The following is a 22601-nucleotide window of genomic DNA, read 5'->3' on the forward strand; positions in this document are numbered from 1 at the left end:
AAGTAGTACTGCTCGTTATAAACCCCCAAAATATCCTGCTCGTGTATAACACTATTTGTCTTTGTATTATTATTCGCAGCAGAATTTGGGGTTCGGCGGTTTGCTAAGCTTTTTGATTCAATCGCGCTCGGTATTCACCCGGCGTTTGCCCAGTCCATTTTTTAAACGACCTAAAAAAAGCACTAGGCTCGTCGAAACCTAATTTTTCTGCAATATCTGAATTAGACAGCTCAAGACAGGAAAGATAGTAAATAGCAGCTTCCATCCGACAGTCATCCTTTAGCTTTTGATAAGAAACAGAATCTTTCGATAACTGACGACGCAGCGTTGTAACCGACATATTTAACTGCGATGCCAGTTGTTCTGCAGATGGCATCGCACGGCTCACATCACGTTTTAATATATTCCGAACACGCTCGCCAAAGCTGAGTTTGAGGGAATCTTCAGTGACTAAATGATAAGGCGCTGTGCGCAAAAAAGACAAGAGCGAATCATGGTCTTGCACTAACGGAAAGTCTAAACACTTAACGGGAAAGCTGAAGCCATTTTTCGGTGCATCATATTGTATATTGACGTTCTGCGCGTAGGCCAGAGGCTCTACGTTTTTTCCCGCAGGATAGGATAACTGTAATGTCACTAGTGGTATCGTTTTACCCGCAAGCCACTCGGTAAACTTGTGCCAAGCAATTATCGATGTAAGCATATACGAAGGGTCAGCATCATTAATAAGCGCATCATACTCCTCCACCGAAATTGAATGAACCGGTGCCATTGATACACTGGCTATTTGCTCATCCACATCTAATTTAAACCGTACTTTCATTCCCCGGCATATTTCGGAAAACTCACCGGCACGAATAATAGCTTGCTGCAGGTTAGCGCACGTTAATAACGTAAGACACATCATTCGAAAAGAGCCAAGAGGCACTTTGCCCCCAACGAACATCCCAAACCATTCATCTTCTGCCGCACGCATAACAGCCTGATACAACAGCCCATAGCGCTTACCCGATATCTCTCTACGAGACTGAAGACTTACCCAGTCAAGCTCCGCTTGGTTTAAAATATCATCACGATCGCAACCTGACGCTTGCGCCTGCTCCAACAAACGAATAGCGTAATCACTAGGGATCATTGAATCTTTATTGCTCATGGCAATTCATTTCCCTTCCCCGCCTTTGGTGGCGTTGGCTGCGATACCAACTGATCACGATCGCGCCTAACGGCCAACCAGCGTAACAACAAAGCTAACGGCGCGGTTATAACGAGTATTAACACTAGCGCCGCCAAACAAATCCAAAAAATGGTCAGTAATTTTTCTACCGGATAATTAAAACGAGTAACCATCATCCAGAGTGCAGCAGCGCACGCAAAAAGTGTGACGAAAAAGTTATAACGTTTGTTAACTTTAAAATTAATTTTCAATCTACATTACGTCTCTAGTGGTGATGTTCAATTTTTACAAAAAAGTATTTTCTTGAGTCCACTCACACTGAACTTGCTGTATCCCTGCACCCGGCGTATGGCTGTTCGCCCTACTTTCCCAGGTAAAAGTGTGTGTGCCCGTCAATTCGGTTTCTAAATGTACAACAGCAGACACCCAATACATTTTATTGAGTAGTGTCTCAAATTTTTCCATCCACTGCGCCCATTCATACTCTATCGCCTTATAAGACGCACCAAAATGCATTACCTCTGTTTGATAGTGCTCTGTGCCAGTTTCCATATGGGGAATGGCAAACATTTCTTGGCAAAGGTACGGCCATTCATCCGCCTTCGGCAATGACAACATTGCACTACGGTTAGCCTGACGCCTCATCGCGTCATCTTGATAGTGCACTGCATCTTTAATACATCCGTAAACAATTGATTCTTGATCCATTATGTCGACCCCGTCCTTAAAATGGCCACCACCACGAAGAATCTAAACGGTCTTCGCATTTGTTGAGCTGTGCCTGATACATCTTCGCCCGCTTATCAACCTTTCGGGCAACAGCGGTTAGCCAGGCCTTCTTTTTATAAGTACCGCGTTTATAGCCCCCATGACCTTCATGGTAAGCCAAGTATAATCGGTAGGTATCATTCGCCCGAATACCGGCTGAAGTAACGCTAATATGATTAAACCACGCAACAAAATCGATTGAATCTCCATACTCGTCGCGATCCGCGCCCCAACTCCCTGTCTTATCCTTGTACCAATCCCATGTCTCGTCTTTCGCTTGAGGGTAACCATAAGCGCTACTTTTACGAGGCCCTGGTATAAAACCAAGAATTTTCGTGCGCGGCGGTTTAGCTTTAGGTACAAACCGACTTTCTTGATGCATGATAGCCATGTTTGTGGCTATAGGAATGCCCCACTGCTTACTCGCCTTCTTTGCCCTTTTATACCAGCCATCTTTTTCGTCGAATATATGGCAAATATTATCCTGATGTTTCGGTGGTGTAGATACACACCCTGTAAGTAATAAAAACGTTGATACTACAACCATCAATATTGACCGTGCCGTAATTCCCTTTAGCTGCACTACCGTCACGCTCATCATTATTATAATGTCTCTATAAATTCAATGAAGGTCGCTTCGTCCATAATTTGAAGCCCCAAACTTTCGGCTTTTGTTAATTTTGACCCAGCGCCAGGCCCCGCAACCACACAATGTGTTTTTGCCGACACGCTGCCAGCAACCTTCGCACCTTTTTTCAATAACCGCTCTTTTGCTTGGTCACGCGTCATCTTTTCTAGGCTACCGGTCAAGACGAACGTTTTACCCTCTAACGGCAACGATTTCCGTTCAACAGGTTCTGTTTCTGGCCAATGAACACCTGCTATTTTAAGGGATTCAATTGCTTCAATATTGTGTGGTTGCCGAAAAAAGTCGTAGACATAATGCGCCACTATTGGGCCAACATCATCGACACTCTGTAACGCCGATTCTTCAGCAGCGATTAACCCCTCTAGCTTGCCGAAATGTTGCGCAAGATTACGAGCGGTTGCTTGCCCCACCTCTCTGATACCCAGTGCAAATAAAAAACGGGGTAAAGTTGTCGATTGAGACTTTTCGAGCGAACGCAATAGGTTCTCTGCCGATTTACTGCCCATGCGCTCTAATCCTGCTATGGAATGGCCCTCTAGTGTAAATAGGTCGGCCACTTTATTCACAAGCCCTTCATCAACGAACTGTTCTACGAGCTTATCGCCTAAGCCGTCAATATCCATCGCTTGACGGCTTGCGAAATGTTTAATTGCTTCTTTGCGCTGAGCTTCGCACACCAACCCACCACTACAACGGGCAACCACCTCGCCTTCTAATGTTTCAACAAGCGAACCGCAAACGGGGCACTCGCAGGGAAATTCTATTGGCTCCCGTGATTCACCCATATTATTCGGTACCACAGCGACAATTTGCGGTATAACATCGCCCGCACGCCGAACAATAACAGTATCACCTATACAGAGCCCCAAACGATCTATTTCATCACGGTTATGAAGTGTCGCGTTTGAAACCGTAACACCGCCGACAAAAACAGGCTCTAATCTAGCAACAGGGGTAATGGCACCCGTACGGCCCACCTGAAACTCTACCGCATTCAGGCGGGTCAACTCTTCTTGTGCGGGAAATTTATGTGCAATGGCCCAACGCGGCGCACGTGAAACAAAACCCAATGTTTTCTGAAGCGCAATACTATCAACTTTAAATACAATGCCATCTATATCAAATGGAAGCGACGCTCTTTCAAGCCCTAAACGAGCAAAATAATCGAGACAACCTTGCGCGCCCGTTACCACGTCAAGCTGCTCGCTAATAACAAAACCCCAAAGCTCCAGTTGTCGAAGTATTGCACTGTGCGTTGAAGGTAAATGTCCCTCCACATAACCAACACTATACGCACACATGATTAACGGGCGTGTTGCGGTAATAGAAGGGTCCAACTGCCTTAAACTACCCGCAGCAGCGTTGCGCGGATTAACGAACGCTTTCTCCCCTTTAGCCACTTGCCGTGTATTAAGCGCTTCGAAGCCTTTTTTGGGCATGAAGATTTCTCCACGCACCTCGAGCACAGAGGGAAACCCTGCGCCAACAAGCGCTAACGGTATAGAACCAATGGTGCGTACATTTTGCGTAATATTTTCGCCCGTTGCCCCGTCACCCCGTGTAGCGCCTTGCACTAAAACGCCATCGCGATAGAGCAAACTTACAGCAATGCCGTCATATTTCGGTTCACAACTGTATTGAATAGACGCATCGCTCTTCACGCGCTCTTTAATACGCTTATCAAACGCGTGCATATCCTCATCACTGAAGGCGTTATCGAGCGATAACATGGGTACTAAATGTGTAACAGATTCAAACTCAGGGAGAGGTTTGGCTCCCACTCGCTGGGTTGGTGACGTGTCGTCACGCAGCGAGGGGTAAGCCTCTTCAATCGATTTTAATGCCTGAAATAACCGATCATATTCTGCATCCGGTAATTCTGGCTGGTCTAGAAGGTAGTATTGTTTACTATGATAATTGAGCGTCGAAACCAGTTTGTCTCGATGCTCTAACACCTTTGTCGGAACCGACAATTCGGGGTTGCTCATGATTGTATTTCTCGAATGGGCAATGCTTAAGCTCGAGTGAGCCGCTGCTTTCTTTCATATTCCACAACAAGTTCACGATCATAATCTATCGTTTGCTGCGTCATTACGCTGCGATTCTTATCTTTTAATTCGCCATTTAATGCAGCAGCTAACGCTTTTGCCGTTGCTGCCAAATTATCGTACGCACGTATGCTTAACCCATTGGGAATCTTTCCTTCTTCGTCGGTAATTTCGAGCGGCAAACTTAAAAACAAACTCACACCAGGTGTATGAAAACTTTTCATTTGTGCGAGACTAAACGTACCGGGTACCACCATGTTAGCGAGACTGAAAAGTACCGGCCCATCGCCATCATCGTTTACGTGCCTATGAAATATATCCATAGCGCCTAACCGCATACCCTGCTCCATAAGAGCGGCCAGTAACGCATCACCGTCAAACCGAGCGCTGGGTTTGGCCATTACATTAATAATAAGCACTTTATCGGGTTGCAAATACTTTGTGTTGTCGGCTGTATTGTCGATTGTACTCGCAGAAGTTATCTCCGCTTCTACTGGCGAATGGTCAGGCTCATGATGATTTTCAAGTATAACGCTAGGCGCTTCTGCAACAGGCTGTTCTTCATGTTCTACCGTGGTATCGATATCTTTAAGGTCACCTAAAATAGGCTCATTAACATGTTCTATTTCATCTTCTCCTGACGCACGCTGTTCGGCTTCGGACAAATCTTCGGCTACAGAGTCCATCAGCATAGGAACATGCTCATCTAGATTGAGCGTCACCTGCTCTGGAATCCTGTTGGGAGCGCCGATAGTTGTCTTCTTCGCCAGGTAAGTACTCTTGAGCGATTCATTAATACTGCTGACATGGTCGGGATCGCGATATCCAGCCACTCGTGCACCACCACGCGGAAATTCGCTAGAGCTAACCGAGACTTTCCCTCTATCGGCTTCTTTTGCTTTTTTGGATATTTGCAAATTTTCACGCCTAGATTGCCTCATACGCCGAAATCCATCCAGCAATATACCGACAATAAGCAAAACGATGATGACCGTTAACCAATCTCGCATGCCGCTTATTTTCCCCCTAAACTTTTGTGTTCTAAATTAATCATGCAACATTTTCTATTACTGCGTTTCAAAAAAAATGACGTTAAGTTGATGCCAGTTCTGCTGCGGCTTCAACATCAACTGTTACCATGCGAGAAACACCCGGTTCATGCATGGTAACGCCCATAAGCTGCTGCGCCATTTCCATGGCAATTTTATTATGCGTAATATAAATAAACTGTACTTGGCTCGACATTTCTTCCACCATTCGGGCGTAACGTCCAACATTGGCGTCATCCAAAGGCGCATCAACCTCGTCTAGCATACAAAACGGCGCCGGATTTAATCGGAATATTGAGAAGACTAAAGCAATGGCTGTTAGCGCCTTTTCCCCACCAGACAACAAGTGAATAGTGCTATTTTTTTTGCCTGGTGGTCTCGCCATAATAGCGATACCTGTATCGAGCATATCGTCGCCGGTCAACTCTAGATAAGCATGCCCACCACCAAACACTTTAGGAAACAACTCTTGTATCCCAGTATTTACTTGATCAAACGTCTCTTTAAATCGCGTTCGTGTTTCTCTATCAATTTTCTTAATGGCATTTTCTAACGTTTCCAGCGCTTCGCTCAAATCGTCGTTCTGCGCATCCAAATAATTTTTTCGTTCAGACTCTGTTTTGTACTCATCAATTGCCGCTAGGTTGATTGGCCCTAGACGCGCAATACGATTGCCCATTTTTGTTAGCGACTCTTCAAGTAACGCCTCGTCCTCATCATCGTCAAGCAAAGACAGCACAGTAGCCAAATCGTATTCTTGTTCGACCAACTGCTGCTTGAGGCCTTCACTTTGAACATCTAGCGTTTGTGCATCCAAACGTGCTTTTTCGAGCTCCACTCGAATGCCACCAATCGTGGATTCAATTTGGTGCCGCTGCTTTTCAATATCACGTAAGGCCGACTCAACCGTTTCTACAATCTTTCTAGTTTCAGTCAATTCCTGCTCAACAGTAATACGCTTTTCGAGTGACGCTTCTAAATCTAGCTTATGCTCTTCAACTGGTTCACGATTTTCTTCCAAAGACCCTTTGAGGGTTTCACGCCGCTCTTGCATTCGACCCATCTGGTCTTGAAGTCGTTGAATGCCTTGTTTAATGGCATCCACTTGCGTTTTTAACGATTGGTGCCGCATTGCAAGTTCGTGAGCACGATCCTTGTCGTGACGAGCCTTTTGGCGGGCTTCGTCTAATTTACCGCGTATGCTGTCTCGTCTGTGCAGCAACGCCTCTCTTTCGGCAGTATCTGTCTCCATAGCTGAAATGGAAGCTTCGAGCAACGTTCGCGCGTCAACAAGGTTGACAGATTCAGCATCCATCTGTGCTTGAGCGTCAGCGATATCACGCTGGGCGCGTTCGCGACCCTCAGTGACTTGATCTACTTTTGCCCGGCTCGAGCTGAGCGACGATTTCGCCTCATTATACTTCCGCCCTAAGTCATCAGCCTCTCGACGAAGATTTTCGCGCGCTTTTTCACTATCACTATTGCGTAATTTTGAGGTCTCAACTTGTTCGATAAGGGTTTCGATGCGCCCTTCGAGCGCCTCAATATGTAAACTGAGTTCGTCCAATTCTTTTTGGCGAGCAATTACACCTGCATTGGCGTCATCCGCCTTTACAACCTTTAGCCAATTTGAACCCAACCAAATTCCGTCTTTGGTGACTATCGATTGGTCCGCACTTAGAGCTTTGCGCTTAGCGAGAGCTTCAGCTAAATCCTCGGCAACCAGAATACCCGCCAACGCTGACGACAAATTTACGGGAGAGCGTAACTTAGACAGTAACGTATCTGTGCCAACCGAATCGGTTACCAATGTCGCGTCAAAAAATGTCATTTCGCCCGCGTCAAAACTATTTAAGGACTCGCTAATAGCGTCGAGTGTACTTTCCATACAGACGGCCTGAAGTGTGTTTCCAAGCACAACCTCAACCGCGGTTTCCCACCCCTGTTCTACCTCTACTTTCTCGGCCAGCCTCGGATAATCTGCCAGCCCCTGAGATTCTAACCACTGCGTAGTTGAGCCCGCCGCTTGACCCAGCGACGCCTGCTGAAGCGTTTCGAGTGACGCATGCCGCCCACGGGCGCGCTGAATGTCCGACCGCAACAAATCACGCTCTTCCGTAAATTTGTGCTGTGCGTCGCGCGCTTCATTTACAACGTCGGTAAGGGCTTCAACTTGCTCTCTTTTTTCTTCCGCTGAAAGCTCTAGTGTTGCCAGCTCTTCTTGGAGAATCTCTATATCGTCGGCAACATCATCGATAACGAGCGCATCTCGCTCAGATTTCAACCGATCCATTCTCTCCAGTAATCGCGTTTGTACCTGTTCGAGATACTTAATACGAGACTGCTGAACTTCAGCCTGCTGACGTGGCTCAGCGGCCTTCAAATTAAATTGATCCCAGTCTTGCTGCCACAGATGCATAGACTCCTCAGCCTCAACGAGAATAGAACCAGACTCTTCTTCGGAACCCTGCACCAACTCCAGCTCCGGTAGTATTTCAAGCAGCTCAGCTTCCCAACCTTCAGCTTTGGCCATATCAACGGATAAATGTTCCTGAGCTTCCGTACAATCTCGCTCCGTTTGTTCTAGGTCTATACGTAATTGACGCTCACGCTCTTCCGCATGCTGGATCGCTTGTTCAATACGCGTAATATCGGAACCAATAGCGTAGTAACGGCCTTGAACTTCGTTGAACGTGTCGCTTTTCTCCGTATATTCCGCTCGATACTTTTCGATATCCGCGTCATGGCGCACCTGCTCCGTTACTCGAGCTTCAACTTTAAGCTCCAACTCTTTGATTTCTTTGTGCTTTTGGTCTGATTTAAGCTGTAATTGCTGATAACGCAGGGCCTGCAGCCTTGCTTTTAGCGCACGCTCTTCTTTCTTAAATTCAGTGTACTTTTCAGCTGATTGCGATTGACGTTCTAACCGTGAGAGTTGCCGTTCGAGTTCTTCTCTAATATCGGCAAGACGCTCAAGGTTTTCATGCGTACGCCGCATACGATTTTCAGTGTCGCGACGACGCTCTTTATATTTTGAAATGCCTGCCGCTTCCTCGATATAAACGCGCAGCTCTTCTGGCTTAGCCTCAATTAATCGAGAAATCATACCTTGTTCGATAATAGCGTAGCTTCTCGGCCCAAGGCCTGTTCCTAAAAATATGTCGGTGATATCACGTCGCCGACACTTATTACCGTTCAAGTAATAAATATTCTGGCTCTCTCGCGTGACCTTTCGTTTTATGGCAATTTCCGAGTAACCAGCAAACTCTCCAACAATGGTGCCATCGCTATTATCAAATACGAGCTCAATAGATGCCTGCCCAACAGGTTTTCGACCACTTGAGCCATTAAAAATGACGTCTGTCATCGCCTCGCCACGCAAGTTTTTCGCCGAAGATTCGCCCATTACCCACCGAACAGCGTCGATAATATTGGACTTACCACAACCATTGGGCCCAACTACAGCACAAAGATTACTGGGGAAATTAACGGTGGTTGGGTCGACGAAAGATTTAAATCCCGCCAATTTGATACATTTCAACCGCATATATTTTAGACACCGATTTTGAACTGAACGCCACGCCTTACTATGATGAAGGACTGTATTGGCTAAAAAGGAAAGCCGCCGATTCTACACAGATAGGCTCGGCTAAGCATTACTGAATTTATTAAATTAGAGACTAGCGAGGCGCCTTTACCCTTATGGGATCTGCTCGAAGATCTTAAGCGTTATCGTCTTCGTCTGCTCCGCAACAATTATTGGACCTTCCGAGACTTGCCAATCACCAGACTGGGGTATCGCACTACCAGAGCCAGTTATACGCGCAACAAGCTCCACCTGAGGAAAACTACCCAAATCCATACCGGGCGCCATGGCCATACTATTGTCCAACTGTATTCGGATAGGTAATTCAGACACTTTCAACTTCCGAATGGCTAAAGGCATTTTGGGGCCTTGCCAAGCGCGTGCATAGACAAACACTTGGTCATCCGGCTCTGCATTTACTAAGCTTTTATCAAAGCTTACCGAAACATTTAACACTGAATTCAACGCCACTTCAGGTGTTGTATCACTCTGATGATTAGCTCCAGACTTATTCAACGCTGCTTGTGCCCGCGCAATACCGCCGGTCAAAGCAACTGACGACGGCGAGCTAGGGTCTAGTTGGGACACCGCCAAACTCCAGTGCTCAATTGCAGTTTGGTACTTCCCTGTTTGGAAAGCTTCTATCCCCGCTAAGCCAAGCGCTGTTGGCATTTTTGGGTTTAACTGTAGCGCCAAATGAGTGTTTTCGCTGACCTCCGGCGTAATCGTATTACCCGCGAGCAAGAACAACGCCTGAGCGAGTTCAGCCATCACTTGGGCGGCCCGAGGCTCAATTTCAAGTACTCGCCTAAAAGCTCTAACCGCTTCGTCGTAATCACCCACCTCCGAAGCAACGGTCGCAAGTAAATGCCAGTTATGTTCATTTTCGGGCTTGCTCTCGAGACGAACCTGTAAACGCTCGATAAGCTGCTCACTAAGCTGGTTTCGCTCATCCATTGACGCCGCATGAGCACGTTCTTTAGCAAGCTCGTAGATTGCCCAATCAGGCTTAGCACCCAGCCAACTGTATAATGCTAAAGTGCATACTGGGAGTGCAACCGCTAGCGCGATAACAGGCAGACGGCTTTTAAAGCTCGCAATAATGGGTTTATCCGACTGCGAAGCAGTGCCTTCGTTTTCTATAACCAAGGTTTTATCGAGATCTTGTTTAAGCGCACTGAACTCATTCGCTTCTAGTTCGCCGCGCAGATGTGTAGCCTGAAGCTCTTTTACGTGCTCTTTAAACACATCTTGATTAGCTTCTTCCTGCGCATCTATCAGCAATTCACGCTTCTTTTCTTTACGAATGAAGACTGTGGGCCAAAGAACGAAAATTATCGCCAATACAATTAGCGCCAAGAATCCTTGCCAAAATGCAATTTCCAAAGAACTTCCCCTAAATAGCGTTTAATATCTTGCGGCAGTCACATTGGGCCGCACTCATTATTGTTATAGGTACAACAGCACTACGCCTGAACGTCGCCGCTACCGCTGTCCACTAATCGCCGTCTACGAAAGGCAATCACAACAAAAACACATAACCCGACGAACAACATCACGGCGGGTGCCCACCAAAGTACCAACGTATTATTTTGTATTGGCGGCCGATACAAAACAAAATCCCCGTATCGATTTACCATATACGTCTTTATCTCACTATCACTACGCCCCTCTCGAATCATGCGAGCCACCTCATTGCGCAAATCAATCGCAATGGCTGAATTCGAATCGGACAAGTTCTGGTTTTGGCACTTAGGGCAACGTAACTCCTGCGCTAAACGTTGATACCGTGCACGATCTACTTCTGAGTCAAACTCATAAGCATCAATACCTGCTAGAACATTTTTCGCGCCACAAGCCAATACTCCGATAAAAAAGACCCAATGCAGGTATCGAATAAATGAAAAAACTGTCCAATGATTCAAGTGGAGCACCCTCAACGTTAAATGGCCGACATTATAGCAGCGCGCTCCACTCCAGATACAGCACAGTACTCACACCAACAAATTTGGCCATAAATTCAACAACTTGCACATTCTTTTCTCTACCACGCTTCGCCATGCAACCCATCAACTCAAAAACCCGTAAGAATGTGTCACAAAGGTATTGACCGCCATAAAAGAATCATTACAATAGCCGCTCCTTCGAGGGTGGTTAGCTCAGTTGGTAGAGCGGCGCCCTTACAAGGCGTAGGTCACAGGTTCGACCCCTGTACCACCCACCATATCTGCTTTGCAGTATGGAATCGAAGTTACGCGGCCCGGTAGTTCAGTTGGTTAGAATGCCGGCCTGTCACGCCGGAGGTCGAGGGTTCAAGTCCCTTCCGGGTCGCCATATACAAAAAAGCCCCGCTCTTTATGAGTGGGGCTTTTTTGTATATCACCGTAAAACACTTTCGGTCCAACCAACCCATCTGCACGGTTAAAGCGACACGCCCTTATATCAACAACTATCACAAGCACAGCCAAGTTCGGTGGCACTATAATTCTTATTTGCTCGTTTTTAACGCTTTCACCGGAACGAAAGGCGCAAACAGCGCTCAAAACTCCATGAAATGCCGGCTGCCCACCCCTTAGCAGCAGTACTCTGTGCTATATTTGGCGTATGCTTCTCCTTGCGAAGCGCACGCGACTTCTAACAAACTATAAACGCTGGTTACCCTACGTATGAGATTGATCGCCACTTTTCGTTTTTGCGTTTTATCATTATTACTGCTGCCATTTGCATTAAACGCTTCAATTGTTTCGCCGCTCCAGTACACCAGCAGCCAAGCCGAAACAGTTAAAGATGTCATCAATAAATTACAGTCTCGGCATTATCGCGAACAATCTGTCGACGATCAGTTATCTCAGCAATTCTTAGATCACTACCTTGACACCCTCGACCCCTCAAGAATGTTTTTCTACCAAAAAGACATCGACGGCTTTAGTAAAAATGCCTCCAACTTCGACGACTTTTTCAAGAAAGGCAACTTAGAGCCTGGATTCGACATCTACCATACTTTCAGGCAGCGCCTCGTTTCTCGACTAGAAGGCGTGCTCGAACTACTTGAAGACTCAAATGTTAAGTTCAATTTCACAGAAAAAGATTCCATTAATTTGGACCGTGAAAACGCTACCTGGCCAAACACACGCGCCGAAGCAGACGACCTTTGGTATAAACGATTAAAGCTCAGCCTCCTCAACCTTAAACTTGCAGGAAAAACCGCTGAAGAAGCTCGCACCACGGTACAACGCCGCTATAAAAACCAGTTAAACCGCGTTCTACAGCAAGACAGCGTCGATGTATTCGAGACAATGGTTAACGCCTTAACCATGCTTTACGACCCTCATACAAATTACTGGAGCCAACGCACCTCCGAAAACTTTGACATAAATATGTCACTCTCTTTGGAAGGAATTGGAGCAGTGCTCCAATCAGAAGATGAATTTACCAAAGTCGTGAGGCTCGTAGCCGGCGGCCCGGCAGACAAACAAGGCCAACTCAAAGCTGCCGATCGAATTGTTTCTGTCGGTCAAGGAGATGACGGTGAATTGGTCGACGTTGTTGGATGGCGCCTCGATGAAGTAGTAAACCTTATTCGTGGCCCTAAAAACACCATGGTTAAGCTTGAGGTTGTACCTTCCGACTCGCCCGCGAACACCGTTTCAAAAGTTATTCGCATTAATCGCGGCAAGGTTAAACTAGAAGACCAAGCCGCACAAAAAGCGATTATGGAGTTATCCGACGGGAAATCTATTTTTAAAGTGGGCGTCATTCACTTACCCGCTTTCTACATTGACTTTGAAGCCTACAACAACCGTGATCCGAATTTTAAAAGCAGTACTCAAGACGTATTTGTGTTGCTAGAAGAATTACGCGCTGAAAACGTCGATGGTGTTATTCTCGATTTACGCAACAACGGCGGCGGTTCGCTTCATGAAGCAACTCGCCTAACAGACCTTTTCATCGATCAAGGGCCCGTTGTTCAAATTCGCTCTCCTGATGGCAGGATAAACCGTCACAGCCGCTCACACTCCAAGGCACGGTATCGCGGCCCTCTAATCGTTTTGGTAAACAGATTAAGCGCATCAGCCTCCGAAATTTTTGCTGGAGCTATTCAAGACTATAACCGCGGCTTAATCGTAGGCTCACAGTCGTTTGGTAAGGGAACGGTTCAATCCGTTACGCCCTTATTAGAAGGTAAACTAAAAATCACGGAATCTAAATTTTACCGTGTATCCGGTGATAGCACGCAACACCGAGGCGTTGTGCCTGACATATCCCTCCCCCTACTCATCGACAATGAAGAAGTGGGTGAATCATCTTACGATAACGCTCTACCGTGGGATCAAATACACGCCGTACCGCACGCCTCGTACTTTGATTTCTCTTCTCTTATTCCCGCGCTGACAAAAGAGCATGAAAAACGCGTAAGTCACGACCCAGACTTCAGGTTCATTCTCGATCAAATCGACATAATGAAAGAAAACAAGCTGAATAAAGTAGTGTCTCTCAATGAGAAAGACCGTATTGCAGATAAAGAGCGGCTTGAAACACAAGCTATGGATATAGACAACAAACGTCGCATCGCAAAAAATCTGGCACCTTACAAAAACTTAGTTGAGTTCCGGAACTCCGAGAAAGAATTTGAAGAAGACGAAAAGAAAAAAGCATCCTCTTCAGAGCACAACAAAATCGATGTTGACGGCGACACTCTCTTGATCGAGGCGGGCAATATTCTCGTGGACCTTATACGCTTAACGCCCACAACTAGTACGCAACAAGCGGCCACCTTCTAATCAAACCGGCCCTAGCGCTTAGCTTGGGCCGCTCTTTCTTTTTTTGAAAAACAATACTCGGATTTATAACCGCCATGAAGTGTGTTTCTTTTAATGTAAATAGTATCCGCATTCGTTTACACCAACTGCAAGCCGTTATCGATAAACACAATCCTGACTTTATCGGTGTACAAGAAACCAAGGTAACCGACGAAGATTTTCCTATCGACGCCATAAAAGAGATGGGGTATCACGTCGCCTTTCTTGGCCAAAAAACACATTACGGCGTTGCGCTACTGTCTCGTCACCCCTTTGTTAAAACACAAAAAGGTTTTCCTGGCGACGATGACACCGCACAAAAGCGATTTGTCTGCGGAGAATTCGAAGTGGACGGCCAGCCTATTGTTGTTATGAATGGCTATTTCCCACAGGGTGAAAGCAACGAACATCCTACAAAATACCCTAACAAACGTAAATATTACGAAGATCTACAGCACTACCTTGAAGAAAACTTCTCACCTAAAGACAACATACTAGTCATTGGCGACATGAATATTTCTCATAAAGATATCGACATAGGTATTGGCGACGACAACCGTAAACGGTGGATTCGCTCTGGGAAATGCAGCTTTTTGCCAGAAGAACGCGAATGGTTAGAGCGCCTATTGGCATGGGGCCTTACTGATACATTTAGGCTCGTTAATGGCGCTGCAGAAGGTGAGTACAGTTGGTTTGATTATCGCAGCAAAGGCTTTGAACGGGAGCCCAGACGCGGCCTTCGTATTGACCTTGTGCTTGCAACCGAAAGCCTTACCCAAAAGTGCACTGCTGCAGGAATAGACACTGATGTAAGAGCAATGGAAAAACCTTCTGACCACTGCCCTATTTGGTCGGAGTTTAAGCTTTAATTCAGTTAAACGGCTTTATTGAAACGTCACACTTCAAAGGTAAACGCTCCGTTTCAATAAAGCACTCTTTAATCTTCGCTTACAACCATTAGCGCTAACCAATTCTCTACCACTCTACGCAAATGCTTTTTAGGGTTTGATAAATCGACAAAATCATCTACGCCCAACTCGTAAGCCGTTGACTCTGAAGCGCTAGAAGAAGAGCTGATGCCTATAATTGGAATATAAAACTCGGTACCGTTTTGCTGTTCTATATCACGAATCCCGTCAACAATACGAATAAAAGCAGGTTCTTCATCGCAATCTACCATTGCCATTGCCGGTGATTTCTTCGAGAAAATTTGCGCGATTTTCGACTCATCAGACACAATGGTTAACTCAAATCTTAACCCTTCAAGCATCTCTCGCACCCGCGATTCAGCATTTTCTCGTCGACTAATTAACACCATCTGTTGATAGGTTTCATCCAACGCCTCGACGGGAACATCCTCAATGGGAATATCGATATCGTCAAAGTGGCTATACACTTCCTTGAAAGACGACTCTAATTCATACAGCCCCGATGGCTTGTTAACGACATGAAGGTACTCATTATCCGTAAAACCTTGATTAATCAAAAGACGCTGCTGGCGATCGGTTGCAGCGACCAATTGGTGCGTATAGCGCAATTCGGAATGTTCCGACAACTGTCGATTAAACTCCGCAGCCTCATCGTCCCCCTCCTGAAAATAATAGAAAACACATTCAATAGGCTTTCCATCTTTATAGCTATTCACTAATTGTTGCTGTGCGCGCTTATATTGGGATTCGGTATACACCTCAAACCCCAAGGCAATTAGCTCTCGTCGCTTGATATCGACAATGCGTCTATCGCTCTGAATAAGCATTACGCTGTGGCCATAAAACGAATTTCGATGAAAATCAAGATGACCCGCTTGCTCAGCTATATCGAATTTTGCGTCGAAACGATAAAGATGCCCTTCTTCAGCAATTTCACTCACCTCTATACTGCCATTCATAAGATCTGCCAAACCCTTTGCAACAGCGAACGAGAGGTTTACTCTTGGGACATTTGCTTCGTCATCACCAAAAAAACGTTTCTTGTGTGCTGTATTGAAACTCGAGATATTAATATAAAGTTCGCCAGCTGTTTCATACTCGCGCAGAAATTCCACTTCAATCAATATCACGCCGCTTTCAAGTGTTTTTACATTGAGAGAAATCAAAGTGCGCAGAATTTGAGCCAGCCTTGAGGCATCGCCCTTTAACCGCATTGGCAGTGTTGGTGAAAGTGCCGTTTCAATCCGGACTCCTTCAGCCTCAGAATCGTCGATATATTCTGCCACTATGTGCTGTAGTTCATGCCGAATATTAAATATTTTGTTTTCGAGCGTGAGCTCTTTATTCAAAACACTATTGAAATCACTTACATTGTGGAAAACATTTTGAAAAGATTTTTCGCATTGCCGCATTAGCGGGCGGTTTACCGTCCCTTCATCTAACGCCTGTAAAGCCTCTTTGGAGCGCGAATAAATACGCTGTAAATCATGCCGTAAATACGTTAAAAACTCTCTATTCAATTGAACGCTTGCACGAGTGTCTCGTTTCTCTTCTTCGATAGATTGTGTTTTTCGGGCAAGTGCATAAGCGGCTTCTAATCGCTCCCAATAATTTTCCGAGATTAAACGACATTGGTGCGCTAACACAAAATAGAAAACCAGCATTAATATGCCGTATAGATAGGATGTAAAATAGTCAACAAATAGCGCTGATACTGCAGCTGGCACTAGGCCAATAAATTGATAATAAGATAAGAACTTTTGGTAAGGTGCAAACGCATGCGCAGTTGTTGAAAAAAAGACGACCGTATACAACCACAACAACGGCGCTTCGTTTCGCATCTCTAGCTTTAACGTGATACTCACAAGAATCACGGCCCACCAAAACGCACCCAGTAGTGTTGCAATAAAGTAACTATTTCGCCAACGCTGTGGCGCACGCGGGTACAGCTGATCGAAACGAAAAAGAAAGAAACCACGAACTATTGTGATAAACAATAACCCAATGGTTAGCGTGATGGTTAAATCTCTATTTTCATCAACAAAACGGCCACCTACCAAGCACACTAGATAAGCAACAAAATTGAAGATCAAGCCGCGTCGACTGTATTTCGCCATTCGCGAATCAGTTGTACGCATGATGCTGCGATCTTTTTGGACTTTGCTGGAAGGTAAGAAAAATTTAAACATAAATGCCGAATCCTAGCTTGATCGTTTTTTAAACGCAGCACGTTATAGGGTTACGGCATTTTACTCCTGCTATAACGACAGTAACAAGTTAAGCAGGAGCAATGGCCTGAACGAGCTAAATACTCATTCGGGTGAGAGGTAGCAGGCTATTCGCTTATCTTTGCTGTTAGCTCTGGCAACACATCGAACAAATCACCTACAAGGCCGTAATCAGCAACTTGGAAAATAGGAGCATCTTCATCTTTATTGATGGCGACAATCACTTTCGAATCTTTCATGCCCGCTAAATGCTGAATCGCTCCCGAAATACCAACGGCTATGTAGAGGTCAGGTGCCACAATTTTCCCTGTTTGCCCCACTTGCATGTCGTTGGGCACAAAACCAGCGTCAACAGCCGCTCGAGACGCACCAACGGCACCACCAAGCTTATCGGCCAAAGTGTATAACAACTCAAAGTTATCGCCATTTTGTAAACCACGGCCACCTGACACAACAACTTTGGCGGCGGTTAACTCTGGGCGATCAGACTCTGCCAACTGCTGACTATCAAACGACGATAATGTTTGCGAGCCTTGCGTCTCAAGCATTTCACTGGCTGCGCACCCACCGGTATCATTACACGCATCGAAAGCCGTAGCGCGAACGGTGAGAAACCGAATGGCATCGTTACTTTTAACAGTCGCAATAACATTCCCCGCATAAATAGGGCGCTTAAACGTATCTACCGAGTCAATAGCCATAACATCGGATAATGGCTGACAGTCTTTCAACGCCGCCGCACGTGGCAATGTGTTTTTACCCGCGGTTGTGGCGGCGGCCAACACATGAGTGTAGCTATCCGCTAATGTTGCGATTATGGGTGCAACATCTTCCGCTAGCTGGTGCTCCAATGCAGGCGCTGCGGCAACGATTACTTTAGCAACACCGAGCAGTGAAGCAGCAGCACTCACCACAGAATCAGAGCCGTTGCCCACGATCAATAAATGTACGTCGGCATCGATCTGGAGCGCCGCTGTAACGGTATGTCGAGTGGCCGGTTTAAGGGTTTGGTTATCGTGCTCGGCAAGAACTAATACGCTCATGAAATCACCTTTGCTTCATTCTTCAATCGTTCAACAAGCTCGCTAACATCGGCCACCTTGATGCCGGCCGAACGTTGCGCGGGCAACTCAACCGCAAGAAGCGTTGTCCTTGGGGCTGTGTCTATATTCAAGTCGCTGACCGGCAGTACCTCTAACGGTTTACGCTTGGCTTTCATGATATTAGGTAACGCGGCAAAACGCGGTTCGTTAAGCCGTAAATCAGTGGTAACCACAGCGGGCAATGGCAAAACGACGGTTTCCAAGCCACCGTCGATTTCTCGAGTAACCGTGACGGAAGTATTTTCTACCGACACGTCTGAGGCGAAGGTACCCTGCCCCCAGCCACACAGCGCGGCCAACATTTGCCCCGTTTGATTGTTATCACCATCAATAGATTGCTTACCCAGAATAACTAAACCCGGCTGCTCTTTTTCAACAATAGAATGTAAGCACTTGGCAACGGCCAGTGGCTCCAACGCCTCTGTTGTCTCGATCAAAATGGCACGATCTGCGCCTAACGCCATGGCTGCACGCAACTGCTCTTGTGACTTTGTCGGGCCGACACTCACAACTACAACCTCATTGGCTTTACCCGCCTCTTTAAGGCGAATAGCTTCTTCAACAGCAATTTCACAGAATGGGTTGACTGACATTTTAACGTTGGTGAGATCGACATCACTTCCATCCGAATTAGGCCGGACTTTAACGTTGTAGTCGACAACACGCTTGATTGGCACCAAAATCTTCATGGTAATTTTATACTCCAACTATCTTTTCGTTTTGGGAGGTTCTGTTTGTCTATGATTATAGGCAAGGTAATCGAAGGCTATGCTATTGTCGCGTGCTGAACAAGCGTAAAACCTAAAAAAATGCACGGGTTATGTGTTTTCGACGAAGTTTGTTTACGTCGCGAACTTACTGATCGCAAATGATAGAATCTACGCCAGCTTTTGGTATTGGTCGCACGGTTTACTGCGCCCTATACTTCACCACCCACTATAAAAGAGGCTTATCGTGGCAAAAGAATTTATGGAGTACGACGTTGTTATCGTCGGCGCTGGCCCAGCAGGCCTGAGCGCGGCTTGCCGTTTAAAACAACTCGATAAAAACCTCAGTGTATGTGTTGTCGAAAAAAGCGCAGAGGTAGGCGGTCACATTTTATCCGGTGCTGTTTTTGAACCGCGCGCGCTTCAGGAATTGTTTCCTGACTGGCAAGAAAGACAATGCCCGCTCAATACTGCTGTTAAAAACGATCAGCTTTATTTGTTAAGTGGCGAAGCCTCCGCTTTTAAAATTCCGAGTATCCTTGCACCGAAAACCATGCGCAACCATGGTAACTACATTATTAGTTTGGGTAACTTTTGTCGTTGGCTAGCGGAGCAAGCTGAACAGTTAGAAGTAGAAATATTTCCCGGTTTTTCTGCCGCTGAACTTCTGCTTACGGACAGCAATACGGTTGCGGGAGTTATTACCGGTGACATGGGCGTTGCGTCAGACGGCTCAGAAAAAGACACTTATATGGAAGGCATGGAGCTGCGCGCAAAATATACGATTTTTGCCGAAGGTTCCCGAGGGCACCTTGGAAAGCAATTAATTCATCATTTCAATCTTGATAAAGCCGCCGATGCACAGCACTACGGCCTTGGTATAAAAGAGCTATGGAAAGTATCGCCAGATAAACACCAGCCAGGCTTGGTTGTTCATACTGCCGGCTGGCCGCTCAACGAAAGCCAGTCACATGGCGGTGGTTTTCTTTACCACTTAGAAAATCAACAAGTCGCCGTTGGGCTTATAACTGACCTTTCTTATTTTAACTCTCACGTTAGCCCTTACGATGAGTTTCAGCGTTACAAGCACCATCCCATCATTAAAGCTCACCTGGAAGGTGGAGAACGCGTTGCCTATGGTGCGCGCGCCTTAACCAAAGGTGGAATACAGGCAATACCTCAAATGGTTGCCCCGGGCGCGTTACTTATTGGTGATGATGCCGGAACACTGAACTTTGCCAAGATCAAGGGCTCTCATACGGCAATGAAATCAGGTCTTTTAGCCGCTGAAGCAATTCATTCCGCCTTGGGCAATGGCCTGCAGAACACTCAACTCGATACCTTTACCGCGAGTTTTAACGCAAGCTGGGCTTTTCAAGAGCTCCATTTGCAACGCAATTTTGGCCCTGCCCAACACAAATGGGGAAACCTTATCGGCTCCGCTTATGCATTTGTCGATATCAACATATTCAACGGGCACTTACCGTGGACATTGCGTGACACCACGCCAGACCATAAGACATTAAAGCCCGCCAGTGAATGCACTCCCATTCACTACCCAAAACCGGATGGCGTACTGAGTTTTGACAAACTCTCCTCTGTATTTTTATCGAACACGAACCACGAAGAGGACCAACGCTGTCACTTGCAACTAAACGATGCAGCAATCCCAATTGAGCACAATTTAAAAATTTTTGATGAGCCGGCTCAGCGGTATTGTCCCGCCGGCGTATACGAAGTAATCAAAAATGAAGCCGGTATTCCCGTTTTCAACATCAATTCACAAAACTGCGTGCACTGTAAAACCTGTGACATAAAAGACCCTTCACAAAACATTACATGGATCACGCCTGAGGGTGGCGGCGGCCCCAACTACCCCAACATGTAGCGGTTTATAAACTAACAGAGGTTTATGGCTCGCCGGCAAACAGACCAGCGAGCTGTTGAACATAGCGTTCCGTAGCGCCCTCGAATAAATAAAGCGCCCCATGGTCTTTTGTCAACCCGTAATTCGAGCGGCTAGTAACGAGGCTAGAATTAAGTATCTTATGAGTATGAACGTCGACCAACAATATTTGAAATTGTGTATTGTAGATGCCCAATAAAGACGAGTGCTGGCTCAGGGGCTCTTGTTGAAGAAAGTCAATTAGACGCGGGTACACCAGTATCCGGCTTCCGTTATGACTAGCGGCATTCAGTGCCTGTTCAAGTGTGAAAGTTGCCATTGACGCAGTGGAAAGCGGATAGTGCTTTATAAAAGCCGACTCTAATGCACTCAATAGGGATAACCGGGCTCGATTATATTCGAGCTTACCGCTATTCACAGTATAAGGGTAACCTGGTTTCGCTATAAATAGCGGTGTCTTGGTATCCAAACGCCATCTTTGCTGATGATCTATCTCATGTTTTTCTGACAAGCGTAACGTCTGAAGACTCTTATCAACAACTGACGCAGTATAGGACGCGGTACACCCCCCGAGAAAACAAAGAGTAATAAAGCAGTACCAATGTTTAACAGCTCCAATCAACATATCGAATCCTTACAAGACCGTTATATGTAATCAATCGATCTCATTAGCCGCTTGAGGGATAGCGAGCTTAACAAGACCCAAAAATAGCGTTTGTTAACGTTTTATCGGCGGTAAATGCAAATTATTGAAGGTTTTTTTATGCAGTCTTATCTTGAGCAAATTCTCGACCTAGAAAAACTCGATTCGAACCTTTTTCGAAACAGGCACCACCAAGAAAACTTTAAGGGGACACTGTTTGGTGGGCAGGTTCTCAGCCAAGCATTACTGGCCTGCCATGGAACACAAGACGATCCACGTGGACCAACACTGCCGCACTCACTACATGCTTATTTTTTAAGGGCCGGTAAAAGTGATGCCCCCGTCATTTACGATGTTGAAAAAGTCCGCGATGGTCGTTCTGTTATAAGCAGAAGAGTTGTTGCTCGTCAGTTTGGTCGACCCATTTTTAATATGTCGGCGTCATTTCACTACCCCGAAGAGGGTTTTCATCACCAAACGACATTTCCTGTGGGTATTCCTATGCCTGAGGCATTATTGGAACAACGCTCACCCCCAAGCAGTGAAGACCCTTTACCCGCTCCAGATAAAGGTCACGCCACCACGAACCCCTTTCACCTACTGCCTGTCGATGACGATCTTTTTACCTCGACTAAAGTCCGACCCGCTGAAGCCTATTTTTGGATAAAAACGCGAGAACAGCTATCGCTAGACAAAATAGGGCACTGCGCCGTCCTAGCATTCGCTTCTGACCTTGGGCTATTAGCCACGGCGCTCTTACCCCACGGGACATCCATTATTTCCCCCGACATATTTCCTGCAAGCGTCGATCACGCCATGTGGTTCCACAGCATGGACTTTCGCGCCGACGAATGGTTACTGTGCCATAGCTATAGCCCTTGGGCTGGTGCTGGGAGAGGGTTCGCTCACAGCAGTCTATTTACAAAAGAAGGACAACTCATACTCACAACCGCACAAGAAGGCTTAATTCGACAGGTTTAACCTTACAGATCGCTGCCGACGTCTATACTTT

17 protein-coding genes and 2 tRNA genes are annotated in these 22601 nt (G+C 46.2%); 6 read left to right on the forward strand and 13 right to left on the reverse strand.

Annotation, left to right across the window (positions count from 1 at the left end; all coding sequences use genetic code 11):
- Positions 1–103: 103 nt before the first annotated feature.
- The 9 genes from H5647_RS14715 to H5647_RS14755 form a co-directional block, all read right to left on the reverse strand.
- Positions 104–1153: an AraC family transcriptional regulator gene (locus H5647_RS14715; RefSeq protein WP_045859632.1), complete on the reverse strand. Its 1050-nt coding sequence runs from the start codon at positions 1151–1153 to the stop codon at positions 104–106.
- Positions 1150–1425: a hypothetical protein gene (locus H5647_RS14720; protein ID WP_045859633.1), complete on the reverse strand. Its 276-nt coding sequence runs from the start codon at positions 1423–1425 to the stop codon at positions 1150–1152. The genes H5647_RS14715 and H5647_RS14720 overlap by 4 nt, the downstream gene beginning before the upstream one ends.
- Positions 1426–1459: 34 nt before the next feature.
- Positions 1460–1882 (reverse strand): hypothetical protein, encoded by a 423-nt coding sequence (locus H5647_RS14725; protein ID WP_045859634.1) that lies wholly within the window; start codon positions 1880–1882, stop codon positions 1460–1462.
- Positions 1883–1898: 16 nt separating this feature from the next.
- Positions 1899–2489 carry a transglycosylase SLT domain-containing protein gene (locus tag H5647_RS14730; RefSeq protein ID WP_082087189.1) on the reverse strand — a complete coding sequence of 197 codons (591 nt, stop codon included), beginning with the start codon at positions 2487–2489 and terminating at the stop codon, positions 1899–1901.
- A gap of 56 nt (positions 2490–2545) precedes the next feature.
- The gene (gene ligA, locus H5647_RS14735; protein WP_045859635.1) at positions 2546–4579 is read right to left on the reverse strand and encodes an NAD-dependent DNA ligase LigA; all 2034 of its coding nucleotides are present in this window, start codon (positions 4577–4579) and stop codon (positions 2546–2548) included.
- Between the two features lie 26 nt (positions 4580–4605).
- The gene (zipA, locus tag H5647_RS14740; protein WP_045859636.1) at positions 4606–5649 is read right to left on the reverse strand and encodes a cell division protein ZipA; all 1044 of its coding nucleotides are present in this window, start codon (positions 5647–5649) and stop codon (positions 4606–4608) included.
- A gap of 82 nt (positions 5650–5731) precedes the next feature.
- Positions 5732–9235, reverse strand: a complete 3504-nt coding sequence (smc, locus tag H5647_RS14745; RefSeq protein ID WP_045859638.1) for a chromosome segregation protein SMC — start codon at positions 9233–9235, stop codon at positions 5732–5734.
- A 153-nt stretch (positions 9236–9388) separates the two neighbouring features.
- Positions 9389–10660 carry a c-type cytochrome biogenesis protein CcmI gene (gene ccmI, locus H5647_RS14750; protein WP_045859640.1) on the reverse strand — a complete coding sequence of 424 codons (1272 nt, stop codon included), beginning with the start codon at positions 10658–10660 and terminating at the stop codon, positions 9389–9391.
- Positions 10661–10740: 80 nt separating this feature from the next.
- A complete protein-coding gene (locus H5647_RS14755; RefSeq protein ID WP_236074911.1) occupies positions 10741–11199 on the reverse strand; it encodes a cytochrome c-type biogenesis protein in 459 nt (152 codons plus the stop codon).
- A 223-nt stretch (positions 11200–11422) separates the two neighbouring features.
- On the opposite strand from H5647_RS14755, the gene H5647_RS14760 reads away from it, so the two are divergent.
- The 4 genes from H5647_RS14760 (at position 11423) to xthA (ending at position 14942) form a co-directional block, all read left to right on the forward strand.
- Positions 11423–11498 (forward strand) — tRNA-Val (locus H5647_RS14760).
- Positions 11499–11531: 33 nt separating this feature from the next.
- A tRNA-Asp gene (locus tag H5647_RS14765) sits at positions 11532–11608 on the forward strand.
- Between the two features lie 332 nt (positions 11609–11940).
- On the forward strand, positions 11941–14055 hold the full coding sequence (locus H5647_RS14770; RefSeq protein ID WP_045859643.1) for a carboxy terminal-processing peptidase: 2115 nt from the start codon (positions 11941–11943) through the stop codon (positions 14053–14055).
- Between the two features lie 74 nt (positions 14056–14129).
- Complete coding sequence (gene xthA, locus H5647_RS14775; RefSeq protein ID WP_045859645.1) at positions 14130–14942, forward strand: exodeoxyribonuclease III; 813 nt, start codon at positions 14130–14132, stop codon at positions 14940–14942.
- A gap of 68 nt (positions 14943–15010) precedes the next feature.
- Here the strand turns inward: xthA and H5647_RS14780 are convergent, their stop codons facing one another.
- The 3 genes from H5647_RS14780 to H5647_RS14790 form a co-directional block, all read right to left on the reverse strand.
- The gene (locus H5647_RS14780) at positions 15011–17191 is read right to left on the reverse strand and encodes a sensor histidine kinase (RefSeq protein ID WP_045859647.1); all 2181 of its coding nucleotides are present in this window, start codon (positions 17189–17191) and stop codon (positions 15011–15013) included.
- Positions 17192–17337: 146 nt separating this feature from the next.
- Entirely contained in the window at positions 17338–18273 is a 936-nt protein-coding gene (locus tag H5647_RS14785) for an electron transfer flavoprotein subunit alpha/FixB family protein (protein WP_045859649.1), read from the reverse strand.
- Complete coding sequence (locus H5647_RS14790; RefSeq protein WP_045859650.1) at positions 18270–19022, reverse strand: electron transfer flavoprotein subunit beta/FixA family protein; 753 nt, start codon at positions 19020–19022, stop codon at positions 18270–18272. The genes H5647_RS14785 and H5647_RS14790 overlap by 4 nt, the downstream gene beginning before the upstream one ends.
- 280 nt (positions 19023–19302) lie before the next feature.
- Between H5647_RS14790 and H5647_RS14795 the strand changes: the two genes are divergently transcribed.
- A complete protein-coding gene (locus H5647_RS14795) occupies positions 19303–20928 on the forward strand; it encodes an electron transfer flavoprotein-ubiquinone oxidoreductase (protein ID WP_236075066.1) in 1626 nt (541 codons plus the stop codon).
- Between the two features lie 22 nt (positions 20929–20950).
- Here H5647_RS14795 and H5647_RS14800 read toward each other — a convergent pair whose 3' ends face one another.
- A complete protein-coding gene (locus H5647_RS14800) occupies positions 20951–21571 on the reverse strand; it encodes a DUF4823 domain-containing protein (protein WP_045859652.1) in 621 nt (206 codons plus the stop codon).
- A gap of 114 nt (positions 21572–21685) precedes the next feature.
- Between H5647_RS14800 and H5647_RS14805 the strand changes: the two genes are divergently transcribed.
- Positions 21686–22570 (forward strand): acyl-CoA thioesterase, encoded by an 885-nt coding sequence (locus tag H5647_RS14805; protein ID WP_236074913.1) that lies wholly within the window; start codon positions 21686–21688, stop codon positions 22568–22570.
- The last annotated feature ends 31 nt before the right edge of the window (positions 22571–22601 follow it).

Source organism: Teredinibacter purpureus, assembly GCF_014217335.1.
In the GTDB taxonomy this organism is placed as follows: Bacteria; Pseudomonadota; Gammaproteobacteria; order Pseudomonadales; family Cellvibrionaceae; genus Teredinibacter; species Teredinibacter purpureus.